Annotated in this window: 14 protein-coding genes; all 14 read left to right on the top strand. The window is 44.2% G+C overall.

The genetic code is table 11. The features are described 5' to 3' along the window. Window positions 1–19 precede the first annotated feature (19 nt). The 14 genes from NSQ91_RS17980 to NSQ91_RS17915 all read left to right on the top strand — a co-directional run bounded on the left by NSQ91_RS17980 (window position 20) and on the right by NSQ91_RS17915 (window position 15,268). Complete coding sequence (locus tag NSQ91_RS17980) at window positions 20–541, top strand: hypothetical protein (protein WP_076128411.1); 522 nt, start codon at window positions 20–22, stop codon at window positions 539–541. A gap of 34 nt (window positions 542–575) precedes the next feature. Then, window positions 576–1,361: an HAD family hydrolase gene (locus tag NSQ91_RS17975; protein WP_076304086.1), complete on the top strand. Its 786-nt coding sequence runs from the start codon at window positions 576–578 to the stop codon at window positions 1,359–1,361. Between the two features lie 262 nt (window positions 1,362–1,623). Further along, complete coding sequence (locus tag NSQ91_RS17970) at window positions 1,624–2,049, top strand: FixH family protein (protein WP_038571571.1); 426 nt, start codon at window positions 1,624–1,626, stop codon at window positions 2,047–2,049. A 179-nt stretch (window positions 2,050–2,228) separates the two neighbouring features. Then, window positions 2,229–5,606: a methionine synthase gene (metH, locus tag NSQ91_RS17965; RefSeq protein WP_370510755.1), complete on the top strand. Its 3,378-nt coding sequence runs from the start codon at window positions 2,229–2,231 to the stop codon at window positions 5,604–5,606. 143 nt (window positions 5,607–5,749) lie between these two features. Further along, the gene (gene rnz / locus NSQ91_RS17960; RefSeq protein ID WP_340919182.1) at window positions 5,750–6,688 is read left to right on the top strand and encodes a ribonuclease Z; all 939 of its coding nucleotides are present in this window, start codon (window positions 5,750–5,752) and stop codon (window positions 6,686–6,688) included. Between the two features lie 293 nt (window positions 6,689–6,981). Then, complete coding sequence (locus NSQ91_RS17955; RefSeq protein WP_076128417.1) at window positions 6,982–7,770, top strand: TIGR01457 family HAD-type hydrolase; 789 nt, start codon at window positions 6,982–6,984, stop codon at window positions 7,768–7,770. A gap of 45 nt (window positions 7,771–7,815) precedes the next feature. Further along, window positions 7,816–8,631: an Fpg/Nei family DNA glycosylase gene (locus NSQ91_RS17950; RefSeq protein WP_076304089.1), complete on the top strand. Its 816-nt coding sequence runs from the start codon at window positions 7,816–7,818 to the stop codon at window positions 8,629–8,631. Next, window positions 8,621–9,484, top strand: coding sequence for a deoxyribonuclease IV (locus tag NSQ91_RS17945; RefSeq protein ID WP_076304090.1), 864 nt, complete (start codon window positions 8,621–8,623; stop codon window positions 9,482–9,484). The genes NSQ91_RS17950 and NSQ91_RS17945 overlap by 11 nt, the downstream gene beginning before the upstream one ends. Beyond that, window positions 9,481–9,825, top strand: coding sequence for a cyclic-phosphate processing receiver domain-containing protein (locus tag NSQ91_RS17940; protein WP_076184432.1), 345 nt, complete (start codon window positions 9,481–9,483; stop codon window positions 9,823–9,825). Before NSQ91_RS17945 ends, NSQ91_RS17940 begins: the two co-directional genes overlap by 4 nt. Next, window positions 9,822–10,145: a thioredoxin family protein gene (locus tag NSQ91_RS17935; protein WP_076304091.1), complete on the top strand. Its 324-nt coding sequence runs from the start codon at window positions 9,822–9,824 to the stop codon at window positions 10,143–10,145. The genes NSQ91_RS17940 and NSQ91_RS17935 overlap by 4 nt, the downstream gene beginning before the upstream one ends. Then, window positions 10,142–10,927, top strand: coding sequence for an ABC transporter ATP-binding protein (locus tag NSQ91_RS17930; RefSeq protein WP_370510754.1), 786 nt, complete (start codon window positions 10,142–10,144; stop codon window positions 10,925–10,927). Before NSQ91_RS17935 ends, NSQ91_RS17930 begins: the two co-directional genes overlap by 4 nt. A gap of 47 nt (window positions 10,928–10,974) precedes the next feature. Beyond that, window positions 10,975–11,991 carry an SAM-dependent methyltransferase gene (locus NSQ91_RS17925; protein WP_076128443.1) on the top strand — a complete coding sequence of 339 codons (1,017 nt, stop codon included), beginning with the start codon at window positions 10,975–10,977 and terminating at the stop codon, window positions 11,989–11,991. A gap of 115 nt (window positions 11,992–12,106) precedes the next feature. Then, a complete protein-coding gene (locus NSQ91_RS17920; protein WP_340919176.1) occupies window positions 12,107–13,600 on the top strand; it encodes a serine/threonine protein kinase in 1,494 nt (497 codons plus the stop codon). Between the two features lie 114 nt (window positions 13,601–13,714). Then, window positions 13,715–15,268: an ABC-F family ATP-binding cassette domain-containing protein gene (locus NSQ91_RS17915; protein ID WP_036687697.1), complete on the top strand. Its 1,554-nt coding sequence runs from the start codon at window positions 13,715–13,717 to the stop codon at window positions 15,266–15,268. Window positions 15,269–15,280 lie beyond the last annotated feature (12 nt).

Genomic DNA, 15,280 nt, shown 5'->3' with positions numbered 1-15,280 from the left:
ATGACTAGGGGGAACGCACATGGCCCGTTCTTGGGAAAGAATGGTTCAACGCAACACACAGCAAATCAACAAGCAAAGAAAGAAACAAGGCAAGGATACGATTTATGCCTCTAAATCTCCTACCCAGAATGCCGAAGTCTTTAAAGGTCGCAACATTGCATTTCCGGTAGTGTTAGTGATACTTGGCACTATGTTTTGGGTAGTTGGTTCTATTGATCAGGCCAAAGGCAATGGCATGCTGGCTAATTGGCTGGGAGTAGTACTGTACTATTTGCTGGCAGCGCTATTGTTCTTCCGTCGTCCGTACTTGAAGGTGGAAAAAGCAAGACTGTCCACTATTAAATTCAATCGCGAACGCGGACTTCCAGCTGCAGATATTGAGAAAATCACCCTTTCGCGTGGAGCTGTAGTCATTAAGCACAAAGGGAAACGTACGAAATGGATTTTCACAAAACTTATGAATCGCTATGATACTAATGCGATGAGTACACGATTAGAAGCATTTGCTAAAGCTCACAACATTGAAGTAGTTCACGAATAGAACTAGACCAGTTAAAGGGAGAGGGAGACCTGTAATGCCAATTTCTGCTGTACTATTTGACCTTGATGATACATTGCTGTGGGATGATCGGAGCGTCGAAGAAGCATTTCGTTCTGCTTGTGAAGCCGCCGGGGATACGATTGATCCACAAGAACTAGAAGTTGCAGTTCGTAAGGAAGCAAGTAGCTTGTATGAATCTTATGAGACGTTCCCATTTACAAAGATGATCGGAATTAATCCTTATGAAGCACTCTGGGCTAACTTTACGGCAGGTGAACAGCCAGAATTCCGTCAATTGGAGCAGCTTGCACCGGTATATCGTAAAGAGTCTTGGCGTCGCGGACTTGCAGTGTTAGGGGTGGAAGACGAAGCACTAGCTGAGACCTTGGCAACTAAATTCGCAGCAGAGCGCAGAAAACGTCCATACATCTATGAAGAAACAATGCATGTACTGGAACAGTTACGGGGTCAAGTGAAGCTTTTGCTACTTACGAACGGCTGTCCTGCACTGCAACAAGAGAAACTAGATGGTGTGCCCGAGTTAATTCCTTTCTTTGATCATATTGTGATTTCCGGAAGCTTTGGTAAAGGCAAACCGGATAAGGAAATTTTCCTGCATGCTTTAGAGCTTCTTGATGTAACGCCTGAGCAAGCGGTTATGGTCGGCGATAAGCTGACAACGGATATCCGTGGGGGGCTGGCAGCAGGGTTGACCACGGTCTGGATTAATAGAAAAGATAGAGCACCTAGTCTTGATATTCATCCGGATCATGAAATCAATCATCTTGAGGAACTTCTTCCACTAGTTCAATCCTTGTAAGATATACAGAGCTATTAGCTCCAACATAAAGACTTTATAAAAGCAGCGAGTTTCTGAGATCCTAAGAAACTCGCTGCTTTTCTGTACATACATACTAACATAAGGATTTCATTAGATTTTTAAGTAAATGATTTAAGTCACAAGACTAATGCGGAATTGATGCAAAATACTGAAAAACCAATAATAATGTGTATAATAGATGGAGATGTATAACATGAATTGGTAGATTTTTATTATTCGATAATGATTGGGAGGGCTCCAAATGATGAGATCGAAGAAATTAGTCGCTGTATTATTAGGTGCAACACTTCTAGTACTAGGTGGATGTTCTTCAAATGGAACCAAGCATTCAGAAATACATAACATGAATATGAACATGTCTATGGAACCTATCAAAGTCGAACTACAATGGAGTCCTGAAGAAGTTGTTGTAAATCAAAAGGTAACCTTTGAAGCTGTGGTGACCCAAGATAACGAGGCAGTAGATGATGCAAAAGAGGTTCTGTTCGAAATTGTGAATAAAAATGATGAGGGACAGAAAATAGAGCTTAAGGGAAAGCTAATTGGTAAAGGAGTCTATCAAGCAGAAGGGACCCTTGAAAAGGAAGGACAATATAATGTCACTTCACATGTGACAGCCCGGACACAGCACTCTATGCCTAGCAAAGAGCTGTCTGTGAAACCATGATTCAAAGGTTCGCAAAGGTTACTGAGCAATAACAGATAAAGCAGAGTGGAAAGGAAGGCTTTTCGAAATTCCTTTATTCTGCTAAACTTACTCTAATGTTTTACTGGGGGGACTATTAGTTGGCTAAATATACACTTGAGGAAAGCTTACAACAAAGGATTTTGATCCTTGATGGCGCAATGGGCACGATGATCCAACAGGTGCCTCTTACTGGAGAAGATTTTGGAGGCGATGAGCTGGACGGCTGTAATGAAATGCTGGTATTAACACGTCCAGAAGTCATTCAGACGATTCATGAGCAGTACCTCGAAGCAGGGGCTGATCTCATTGAGACTAACACATTTGGTGCAACCTCTGTTGTGCTAGCTGAATATGATATTCCTCAGCGGGCACGTGAGATCAATCTAGCGGCAGCAGAGTTGGCTCGCAGAGCAGTAGACAAATATGACACACCTGACCGTCCGCGATACGTCGTGGGGGCTATGGGTCCAACAACAAAAACGCTCTCAGTAACTGGAGGCGTTACTTTCCAAGAGTTAGTTGATAGCTATGAGGAACAAGCAGTGGCATTGATCGACGGTAAAGTAGATGTTTTGCTGCTGGAGACCTCTCAAGATACACTTAACGTTAAAGCTGGAAGTATTGGTATTCGTAATGCTTTTGAAAAGACTGGCATCACATTGCCGGTTATGATTTCCGGAACAATTGAACCAATGGGTACTACATTGGCGGGTCAGAATATTGAAGCATTTTATATCTCATTAGAACATCTGAAGCCTATCTCTATGGGCCTCAACTGTGCGACTGGTCCTGAGTTTATGCGGGATCACATTCGTTCGCTTTCGGAGATCTCCTCCGCAGCCGTGAGCTGTTATCCAAACGCAGGATTGCCGGATGAGAACGGACATTATCATGAATCTCCAGATTCTTTAGCTCGCAAGATTGCAGCCTTTGCCGAAAAAGGCTGGCTGAACATTGCAGGGGGTTGCTGTGGAACGACACCAGAGCATATCCGTGCGATGAAGGAAGCACTTTCAGAATATCCTCCACGCCCGCTGGCAGGTAATCATCCGCCTGCACTTTCAGGCATTGAGCCTATCTATATTGAGAACGACAACCGCCCATACATGGTTGGTGAACGTACGAATGTACTTGGCTCTCGTAAATTTAAACGTCTTATCGTCGAAGGTAAATATGAAGAAGCCTCAGAAATTGCCCGTGCTCAGGTGAAGAGTGGGGCACAGGTTATTGACGTGTGTGTACAAGACCCTGACCGTGATGAGATTGAAGATATTAAGCTTTTCTTAGAACTGGTTGTGAAAAAGGTTAAAGTACCCTTGATGATCGATACTACCGATCCTAAGGTTATCGATTTAGCTTTACAGTACTGTCAAGGTAAGGCGATAATTAACTCCATTAACCTTGAAGATGGTGAAGAGAAATTCGAGCTGGTGACGCCGATCATTCATAAATATGGTGCAGCTATTGTTGTGGGTACCATCGATGAGACGGGACAAGCCATTAAGGCCACAGATAAACTGGAAGTGGCTAAACGCTCTTATGACTTGCTAGTGAATAAGTACGGTTTAGCAGGAGAAGATCTTATTTTTGACACATTGGTGTTCCCTGTAGGAACCGGAGATGAACAATATATCGGTTCAGCAAAAGAAACGATTGACGGCATTCGTTTGATCAAGGAAGCACTTCCAGGTGTTCATACGATCTTGGGCATTAGCAACGTCTCCTTTGGATTGCCGGAAGCGGGTCGTGAAGTGTTGAACTCCGTATTCCTTTATGAATGTACAAAAGCTGGATTAGATTATGCGATCGTAAATACAGAAAAAGTGGAGCGGTATGCTTCCATTCCTGCTGAAGAACGTCATCTTGCTGAGGAACTGATTTATAATACGAATGATGAGACGCTTTCTGCTTTTGTAGCTGCTTTCCGTGGTAAAAAAGTAGAGAAAAAAGAGAAGATTTCCAACCTGTCACTTGAAGAACGTTTAGCTTCCTATGTGGTTGAAGGTACGAAGGAAGGACTCATTCCTGACCTTAATGAAGCATTGACTAAATCTGGTCCGCTGGAGATCATCAATGGACCGCTGATGGCAGGGATGTCGGAAGTCGGCCGGTTATTTAATAATAATGAATTGATCGTTGCTGAGGTGCTGCAAAGCGCTGAAGTGATGAAGGCTTCTGTCAATCATCTAGAGCAGTTTATGCAGAAGGATGAGACAGCGGTTAAAGGAAAAATTATGCTGGCAACCGTAAAAGGGGACGTGCATGATATTGGTAAGAATCTAGTGGAGATCATCCTCTCCAATAATGGTTATCAGATCATTAATTTGGGTATAAAAGTACCACCAGAGACCATTATCGAAGCCTTCCGTCGAGAAAAAGCTGATGCGATAGGATTGTCCGGGTTGCTTGTGAAATCTGCTCAGCAGATGGTCCTCACCGCTCAGGATTTACGTACAGCAGGGATCGATGTTCCGATTATGGTTGGCGGCGCAGCTTTGACCCGTAAATTTACGAAGACCCGTATTCGTCCAGAATATGACGGTCTAGTATTGTATGCTAAGGACGCTATGGACGGGCTGGATATTGCCAATCGGCTTATGAACCCTGAAGAACGGGAGAAGATTGCCGAGGAAATTCGTGTGGAGGCAGAAGCAGCGGTTGCGGTGGCGCCTAAGCAAGAACTGCCGAAACTAACCAGAGCAGTGCGTTCCAAAATATCTCCAGATGCACCTGTATTTGTTCCACCGGATTTAGAACGCCACGTACTGCGTAACTATCCATTGGGGCATATTATCCCCTATGTGAATATGCAAATGCTGCTGGGTCATCATTTGGGGTTACGGGGTTCTGTAGAAGCCCAATTAGCTGCTAGAGATCAGCGGACTGTTGAACTGAAGGGTACCGTAGACGATATTCTCCATCAAGCGATGCTAGAGGGTACCATTACTCCACATGCTATGTATCAATTCTTCCCTGCACAATCGCAAGGGAATGATATTATAGTGTATAATCCACAGAATACGTCCGAGATCCTGCATACCTTTACTTTCCCGAGACAAGGGGTAGAGCCTCATCTGTGCTTGGCGGACTTTTTGAAACCTGTTGACAGTGGTATTATGGACTATGTTGGATTCCTAGTTGTAACAGCAGGTCACGGTGTACGTGAATTGTCTACTCAGCTGAAAGAAAGCGGAGATTATCTGCGTTCACACGCCTTGCAGTCGGTTGCACTTGAAGTGGCAGAAGGACTGGCGGAACGCGTCCATCATATGATGCGCGATACTTGGGGTTTCCCGGATCCGGCGGATATGACGATGAAGCAAAGACATGGGGCAAGATACCAAGGAATCCGTGTTTCATTTGGTTATCCTGCATGCCCGGATTTAGAAGATCAAGGTCCACTGTTTAAGTTGTTATCTCCGGAGGATATCGGTGTTCACCTTACAGAAGGCTTTATGATGGAGCCCGAAGCTTCCGTTTCGGCTATGGTATTTGCCCATCCAGAAGCGCAGTATTTTAATGTAGAGAAGCTGTAATTCTTTCATTTATATACCTGGTCTGTAGGGGATTGTATCCCTTTCAGCGGAACCTCCCGTAACTGGGGGGTTTTTTGCTGGAAGAAGGTCGTTTAGAATTGAAAAGAGATGGTTGAGCCAATAAGCAGAAGGGAGGAAAAAGAATGGATTTATATTTTTTAGGTACTAATGCAGGTGTGCCAACGGTACAACGCAATGTAACGTCCGTTACATTAAGACTGCTGGAAGAACGTCGCAGTATTTGGATGTTCGATTGTGGGGAAGGTACACAACATCAGGTTCTTCGTTCACCGATACGGCTAGGAAAGCTGGAAAAGCTATTCATTACCCACTTGCATGGTGATCACCTATTTGGTCTTCCAGGTCTATTATTAAGTCGTGGTTATCAGGGAGGGACAGCACCGTTAACGGTGTACGGACCCCCTGGATTAAAAGCTTACTTAGAGATCTCCTTAGCTGTGAGCCAATCCCGAATTCCTTATAAGATTGAGATTGTAGAGCATACAGGAGGAATTATATTCGAGGATGATAGCTTTAAAGTTGAGGCTGCATTACTTGAGCACCGGATTGACAGCTATGGCTACCGGGTAACGGAAAAGGATAGTCCCGGAAGCCTCAATACGGAATTGCTTAAGAGTTATGGTTTAAAACCGGGACCGATTTATGGGAAATTAAAAAAAGGTGAAGATGTTGTTACGGATGAAGGTGTACGAATCTGTGCTGCTGATGTTGTCAGGGAACCCAAACGAGGACGTATTGTTACTATCCTTGGAGATACAAGACCTTGTTCGGGAGCCTTAGAACTCTCTCTTAATGCAGACCTTATCGTTCATGAAGCAACCTTCGCCCATGATCTGGCTGACATGGCGTATCAATATCATCATAGTACAGCCCGTCAGGCTGCAGAGTTAGCAAAAGAAGCCAAAGCAGGACAGCTGTTGCTGACTCATTTCAGTTCTCGTTACAGCTCGCATGAAGAGTTAATTCCTTTGCTTGAGGAAGCTGGACTCCTATTCCCAGAGACATTATTAGCTGAGGAATTTAATGCATATCCGGTACCTCGCAGACTAAATGGGCAATAGGGGGAATGATTATTTTCCGGGAAAGCGCAGGAAATGACAGTGCTATGCTAAAAAATGCTGGATGGGACGGTTGTTCGATTTCATTCGACGAAGTGTGTTAGATTTAAAGTAATCACGGAGTAAAAGACGAACGAATGGCTGGACATATTGCCGAAAATCAGTAGGTGATATCTTCCACCTAAAGGGATTGAGTTTTTCTGTAAATCCAAGCAGGGCAAAGGCTACGAGTTTGTTAATACTATTATTTATTTATTATATTAATTAAATTTATTGTGGAAACTGAGGGGTTAGTGATGGAACAAATTGAAGGATTATTGATTGATCTAGATGGTACATTGTACCATGGGCATAAAATGATTCCCGGTGCTGATCTGCTGATAAAAGCTCTTCGTGAAGCGGATATCCCTTTTTTATTTGTTACTAATAACTCATCGCGTACGGCAGCTAACGTTGCTGCCCACTTAAGTGGAATGGGAATTGAGGCGAAAGCTGAGGAGGTATGTACCTCTTCTATGGCAGCCGCACGTTACATAGCTGAGGAATCACCTGGGGCTACAGTGGCGATACTTGGAGAAGAGGGACTGCGTATGGCTTGCATTGAGGCAGGGCTCCAAATCGTCACAGAATCCCCTGATTATGTGGTGCAAGGTATCGATCGTTCTTTTAATTATGCTTCGTTAGCTCAAGCTTCGCGTTGGATTTTGAGCGGGGCAAAGTTTGTGCTCACCAATCCAGATTTAATGTTACCATCAGATGATGGGGTTATGCCGGGTGCGGGTACGATTGGTGCAGCAATTGAGGCTGCCAGTGGAGTGAAGCCAGTAGTGATCGGTAAACCTGAATCCCACCTGATCAAATATGCGACAGATCTTCTGAACATTCAACCTGAACATGCTGCTGTTGTTGGGGATAATATGCGTACGGATATCGCTGCCGGTGTTAATGCGGGCTGTCGTACAATCCTTGTTCTTACCGGTTTAACCACTACAGAGAACCTGGAGCACTATAAAAGCATCACAGGGATCACTCCCGATGAAATATGTGCCGATTTAGCTGAACTTAAAATGTTTCTCGGTGTATAATAGCTAGGGTCTTATTACTTCACCAACTTAGAGGGGACGATGAGTATGCCAGAATTGCCGGAAATGGAGAATTATAGACAGCTGCTTAGCCAGCGTATTATAAATGTTCCGATAACTAATGTAATTGTGAACAGAGAAAAAACAATTAACATGGAAACAGAAGCTTTCATTAATGCCTTGATCGGTGCGCGTGTTGTTTTTGTAGAGCGGCGTGCCAAGTACATTTTGTTTCATCTCCATGATGGACGAAGATTACTATTACATTTAATGCTGGGTGGATTGCTTTTTTATGGTTCAGAAGAAGAGCGGCCGGATCGTAATACGCAAGTAGAAATCGCATTTGGTGATCAGATCCTTTATTTTATGGGCCTGCGGTTAGGGTTCTTACATTTAGTATCCGTGAAGGAAAGCGAAGCAACGATGGGTAAGCTTGGACCTGAGCTGCTGGATCGACGGATGACGCCGGAACGTTTTGCAGGAATATTAAAAGGGCGGCGTGGTGCGTTAAAAAGTCTGTTAGTGAATCAGCATGTAATGGCGGGTATTGGAAATTGTTATGCGGATGAGATTGCTTTTGACGCAGGGCTTCTGCCTTCAGTTTTAGTACAAAATTTATCACCTGAAGCCATTTCCCGCCTGTATCAAAGCATTCAAAAAGTATTGACTGATACGACAGAGATTGGCGGATACATGGAAATGCCATTTATGACCGGTGATACGGTTACTGGTTCTTATAATGATCAATGTAAAGTCTATGACCGTGAGGGCGAGCCTTGCCTACGCGATGGGGGAACGATTATCAAAACAGAGCTGTCTGGACGCAAAGTATTTTATTGCCCAGACTGTCAGCATGAAGCCTAAACCCAAAATAGGGGCTCATGTCAGCATTCGTGGTGGATATGGGAGAGCTGCCCGATTTGCTTGGGAGAGCGGTGCAACAAGTTTTCAATATTTTCCGAAAAATCCGCGCAGTCTGAAGTTAAAGACGGTTGATATTCGAGATACAAGGGATTGTGCACTCTTTTGCCAAGAAAAAGGGATCACCTCTATCGCCCACACCCCTTATGCAATCAATATGGCTGCGAATAGGGATGACGCTACCCCGCGAAAGGTGTATGTAGACTCCCTACTTAATGATCTGGAAATTGCTGAAGCCTGCGGTTCCTTAGGCATTGTTGTTCATTTTGGACATTTTGCTGGAATGGAGCCGTTACAAGGCTATCAAAATATTATAGAATGTATGAATGAGACGCTGGAGTCATGGGAAGGTAACGCCAAGCTGCTAATCGAGAATCAAGCGGGCAACCATGGTACCGAAGGGATTACACTTGAAGAATTGGTGAAGGTTCGTGAGCTTAGCCAGTTTCCCGAGAAGATTGGATTTTGTCTGGATACCTGTCATGCTTTTGCGGCGGGAATTTGGAATCCTGAGCATACGGAAGACTTGCTTGAACGAGGAAACCAGCTTGGATTTTGGCCGCATCTTGTAGCTGTTCATCTAAATGATTCTAAGTTTCCCTTTGATTCGAGACGGGACCGGCATGCTGGAATAGGAAAAGGTTATATCGGCGAAGAGGGTCTTAAGCGCTTAATAACTTCTGATCCATTACGTAAAAAATCTGTTGTTTTGGAAACTGAAAAGGGTCCAGATGGCAGTCATCGGAATGAAATAGCTACTGTTCGCAGTTGGTTTGAAGCGGGGGCTAGAAAGTGACTCATATCTATATGGACGATCTCCGTAAAGGTCCGCTTGGATTTGCTTTAGCCAGGACAACAGAAGAATGTCTTCTGATGTTGCGTGAGTGTGAGGTTGGTATTTTATCGTTAGATTATGATATGGGACCGGATGATTATTCTGGTGGGGAAGTGGCTAGACGGATTGTTCTGGAAGGACTGTACCCCCGTGAAATCTATCTACACACCTCCAGTGTTTTAGGGAGAAAAGAAATGTATGAAATCTTATACGCGGCTAAACCTGAGGGGATGATCTTGTTTAATGGTCCCCTAAGTTCTGATAAGCTTTATGATATCGCTGGGGAGACGGGTCTGAAATGAAGGAAATGAATGAAGCGGATTTACTGGAGATACTCACGAGACCTGGAGAACCGCTGGTAGTATTTTTGCATACTCCGCTGTGTGGTACCTGTAAGGCTACAGAACGCATGTTGGAAGTAGCGGCACATCTATTGCCTGCTGAACTCCAAATGGTTGCCGGAAATGTGAACATGTTGCCTAATCTGGTCCAACAATACCGTATTACCAGTGTCCCTGCTCTACTTGTGGCTTCTGCTGGCCGGATAGAGAATCCGCATATTTATTATTCAATGGTTTCAGTTGAGCGGATTCTGGAATACATAAGGAGTGTTATATCATGATCATTTCATTACAACATTTATCTCTGCGCAGAGAAGAAAGCCTAATCTTGGACGATGTATCGTTAGAAGTGAAGGAAGGCGAAAACTGGGTCATTTTGGGACGAAATGGTTCGGGCAAAACAACAATTTTGGAGATTATGACAGGTTATTTATTCCCTAGCAAAGGAACTGTTGAGGTATTGGGGAATAAATATGGTCAATGTGATTTACGCGAGGTTCGTAAAGAGATTGGTTATATTGGTCCTTCCTTAATGGAGAAAATGTCTTTAAATGATCCGGTGTGGGAGGTTGTAGCTACAGGAGCTTACGCTTATTTGCGTTTCTACGAGAGCATTCCACACGAAGTGAAGGAGAAGGCAATCCGCTTGCTAGAGGATATGAATCTGGGCAATATGGCACTTCATCCTTTTGGAAGCTTGTCACAGGGAGAGCGAAAAAAAGCAATGCTGGCAAGATGTCTTATGGCTGACCCCAAACTACTGATTATGGACGAGCCTTGTGCAGGTCTTGATCTGTACGAAAGAGAAAAAATGCTGGCTGAAGTAGACAAGCTGAGACAACGTAATGTCTCCGTTGTATATGTAACTCATCATGTGGAAGAAATTGTCCCGCTTTTTACACATGTTGCTTTAATTCGCGACGGTAAGCTAGCTGGTTCCGGACCGAAAGAAGAAGTATTAACCAAAGAAATGATCTTGGCCACCTATGATATTCCTGTTGATGTAGAATGGGATAGCGGTCGTCCCTGGATTAAAATTAGACCTGGAGGCAAAACGATTTGAACGAATTAAGACATGATAACGAAGAGCAGACCACTGCTCCGGAAGAAATGGTGTACTCCCGATATATTTGTACAGCTAATCACGGCTTTGCGCCATATGCTCAGGAAGAGCTTCGGCGCTTGTTCGGCGCAGTGAAGAGTACGCTGCTGCTGCCGGGAGAAATCTTTCTAGCCACCTTGCAGTCTGAACCCGAGGAAGTATCACGATTGCTCACACAGAATCTGCCCATTTTCCTTCGTCATATACAGCCTGTGCAGTTTCAGGATGAAGGAACCATGGATGCGCTGCAGCGTTTGGCTGTTTATTTAAGCCGCCGCAGTGAACTAGAGGGGGAGAAAGTATCCTTAAATGTTCGTAAAGGGGATCCTTCCTTCTGGCAGGAAAGTCCGGGCGAACTTCGTGAATGGCTGCAGGAGCAATTGCAGAGCTTGGGTGCAGAATTTACAGTACAAGATCCGGCATGGGTCATTTCTGTCTACGCAGACGGGAATGCCTTATATGCAGGAGTGTCCAGACCAGAAGAGAATCTATCCGGCTGGAATGGCGGTGCAATCCGTTTCCGCAAGGAAGACGGACAAATCTCACGTGCTAAGTTCAAGCTGATGGAAGCGGAGAAGGAGTTCGGTATTCCTTTTTACAGCTTCCGTAATGCGCTTGATATCGGTGCCTCTCCAGGGGGCTGGACTTCTTTCTTGCTGGAGCGTGGAATGAAGGTAACAGCGGTTGACCCTGCTTTGATGCATGAATCGCTGCGTAATTACCCGGGTCTGAAAATCCTGCGCAAAAATGCCGGAGAAGTGAAATTCCGCGATAATGAATTTGATCTGCTTGTATGTGATATGAGCTGGAGCCCTAAACTGATGGCGAAGCTTGTAACAGGGCTGTTGCACAGCCTGTCCCCAGGCGGAACAGCGATTGTGACCGTAAAGCTGATGCATAAGAAACCACTAGCGATGATCAAAGAGATCATTGCAATGTTTGAGGGCGAACGTATGCAGATTCAACGGGCCAAGCAGCTGTTTCATAATCGTGATGAGATCACACTTTATATGATTAAATACTAAGTTATTTAAAAATCTTAAGGGAAAGCATCCCGTTATTAACGTTATCGTAATCTGCGGTAACAACGTTAATGGCGGAAGCTTTCTCTTTTTTTATGTGAAAAAGGGGGAAGTTCAGGTGAATTTTGCATCGAAGCTTGGGGTAGGGCAGATAATGGACGCCAGATACAGAATTATTGATCAGATTGGAACAGGTGGAATGAGTATTGTCTATCTTGCGGAGGATCTGCGTTTAAAGGGGAAACGCTGGGCTGTAAAAGAAAGTGTAAGCTCAGAAGAACTACCTTCAGACATTGAGGCGGAAGCGGAGATGCTAATGGGTCTGGATCACCCGCGGCTTCCCCGTATTGTTGATTACTATCTTTCGGATAAAGAAGGGTATTCTTATTTAGTTATGGATTATATTGAAGGGATAACTTTAAGTCAGCTGATGAAGGATAATCCCGGACCTTTACCTTGTGAGTTCATCCTACAAATAGCTAAACAGCTTTTAGAAGTTCTGCAATATTTACATGGTCATCATCCGCCCATTGTTTATCGTGATTTAAAGCCCTCCAATCTTATGTTAACAAAGCAAAAAGAATTGATGTTAATCGACTTCGGAATCGCTCGAAATTATAGAAAAGGAATCGTTGAAGATACGGTGAAGCTTGGTACAGTAGGATTTGCGGCTCCTGAGCAGTATGGGAATGGGCAGAGTCAGCCGGTTTCTGATTTATATGGTCTTGGTGCATTACTTTTGTATATGGCTACCGGAGGCTTATGCAGCCACTGGGAGTCTGGAATGGAAAATAAGTTGCGTGACCATGTTCCCGCAGCTTTTATTCCTATAATTAGACGTTTATTACGGCCTCATCCGGAGGAAAGATATCAGGAGGCAACAGCTGTTATTCAAGCGCTGGTTCGTGTGGAGAATGATATGGATGAAGGTAATCCTTTAGCAGTGTCTGTGCCCCTAGCGGTTGATAAACGGAAGGCTAAAGTGATCGCCTTACTTGGAGTAGGGCCGGGACTTGGAACAACACATACTTCATTTGCGATTAGCAGTTATTTGGGACAGATCGGTTCAACAGCTTGGGTTAATCTATCTCCAGATTCATCTGTTTATGATCGCATGCACAGTATGCTTGACGCGCAGAGCGCTTCAGTTCCTGCTAAGAGCCCTGAACTTGCATTTTCCTGGAGGAAGGTTCATTACTGGAAGCGACCTCTCCATGGGAATGTAGCAGAGCTTATGAGAGGGGTTTATCAATTTGTTGTCTTAGATCTGGGAACGGGTGGATTTGATGGAGCGCTGGAAGAAATCAAGCATAGCGATATTCCCATTCTGATTGCTTCTGGCGCCGATTGGCGATTGGAGGAAACTTTATTATGGATTAAACGGAGTGGGCTGCAGCCTGAACGGGAATGGAGAGTGGGGTTACCACTTGCTGAATACCAATCTGTTGAAGTATTGCGAAATTCTTTAGGTATAGATAGAGTTTATAATCTACCGTGTCAGCAAGATCCATTTTTACAAAAAGGGAAGTTGGCAGATGTAATTGCTGAGCTGTTAGGGGACATTAAGGGCGAGCGAAACGTTGGAAAACGCCGTGGTTTTTTCTTAAGATAGGCTATTGGGACTAACATTTAATTCAGTGTTCCGCTAAAGTATGATAAAATATATATTTATACGTGATTTGATTTACGCATTATTTAAGTATAGACAGGAGCTTGCGGAGAATTTATGAGTTTACTTACTGTAGAAGACGTTTCCCACAATTTTGGGGATCGGACATTGTTCAAGAACGTGTCTTTCCGGTTGTTACCAGGAGAACATGTTGGAATTGTTGGAGCAAATGGCGTTGGTAAATCGACGCTAATGAATATTTTGACAGGAAAGCTTTTGAAGGATAATGGTAAAGTAGAGTGGACCCCTCGGGTGCGTTACGGTTATTTGGACCAACATACGATTCTTACACCGGGCAAAACGATTCGCGATGTTCTAAAGGACGCTTTTTTGCCATTGCTTGAGTTGGAGCAGGAAATGCTGAAGATCACAGAGCAGATGGGTGATGCTTCGCCTGAGGAACTAGAAGTACTACTGGAGCAGATGGGAGACATTCAGGAACAACTGGATATCGGAGATTTCTATCTGATTGATGTAAAAGTAGAGGAAATGGCCAATGGTTTAGGCCTGTCCGTGATTGGGCTAGATCGTGATGTTGCTTCTCTCAGCGGTGGTCAAAGAACCAAAGTGCTGCTGGCGAAGCTGCTACTGGAGAAACCCAATGTACTATTGCTTGATGAGCCTACCAACTATTTGGATGTTGAGCATATCGATTGGCTGACCAACTATTTGAAACAGTACCCATATGCATTTATATTGATTTCCCATGACACTGAGTTTATGAATAAAGTCGTTAATGTCGTTTATCACTTAGAGTTCGGTAAATTGACCCGTTACACGGCGAACTATGAGAAATTCCTCGATATGGCGGAGATGAACAAAAACCAGCATATCGATGCCTATGAGAAGCAACAAGATTTTATCAAAAAACAAGAGGACTTCATCCAGCGGAATAAAGCGCGTGCTTCAACTTCAGGCCGGGCAAAAAGCCGTGAGAAGCAGCTTGATCGTATGGACCGAATTGATCGGCCTGAAGAAGCTGCTAAGCCGACCTTTAAGTTTAAAGAGAGCCGGGCAAGCGGGAAAACCGTCTTCGAGGGAATTGATTTCGAGATCGGTTATGATCGTCCGCTGCTGCCACAGCTAAATATGGTCATTGAACGTGGAGAGAAGATTGCTATTGTTGGCTGCAATGGTGTGGGTAAATCGACACTGCTGAAGACAATTCTGGGAGTGATCCCAACATACAGCGGCAAAACCTATCTTGGGGATTATCTGAACCCTGCATATTTCCAACAAGAAGTGAAAGCAGCTAGTCTTACACCCATTGAGGATGTCTGGAATGAATTCTCCAGTTTAACTCAGAACGAAGTTCGTGGACATCTGGCACGCTGTGGCCTAAAAAATGAACATATTACACGTCCGCTTAGTATGCTGAGTGGTGGGGAGCAAGCGAAAGTGCGACTTTGTAAGCTTTTGATGCGCGAAAGCAACTGGGTACTGTTCGATGAACCTACCAATCACCTTGACGTTATTGCTAAAGCAGAGTTGAAGCGCGCTTTGCAAGAATATAAAGGCACAGTCCTGCTTGTATCTCATGAACCTGATTTTTATGAAGATTGGGTTACGAAAATTTGGGATGTTGAGCAGTGGTCAGCTGTACAGGTATAGAATAATCATAAA

Source organism: Paenibacillus sp. FSL R7-0048 (assembly GCF_038004505.1).
In the GTDB taxonomy this organism is placed as follows: Bacteria; Bacillota; Bacilli; order Paenibacillales; family Paenibacillaceae; genus Paenibacillus_AQ; species Paenibacillus_AQ odorifer.
Note: the sequence above shows the minus strand (reverse complement) of the source record. Positions and strands in the feature narration are given on the sequence as shown.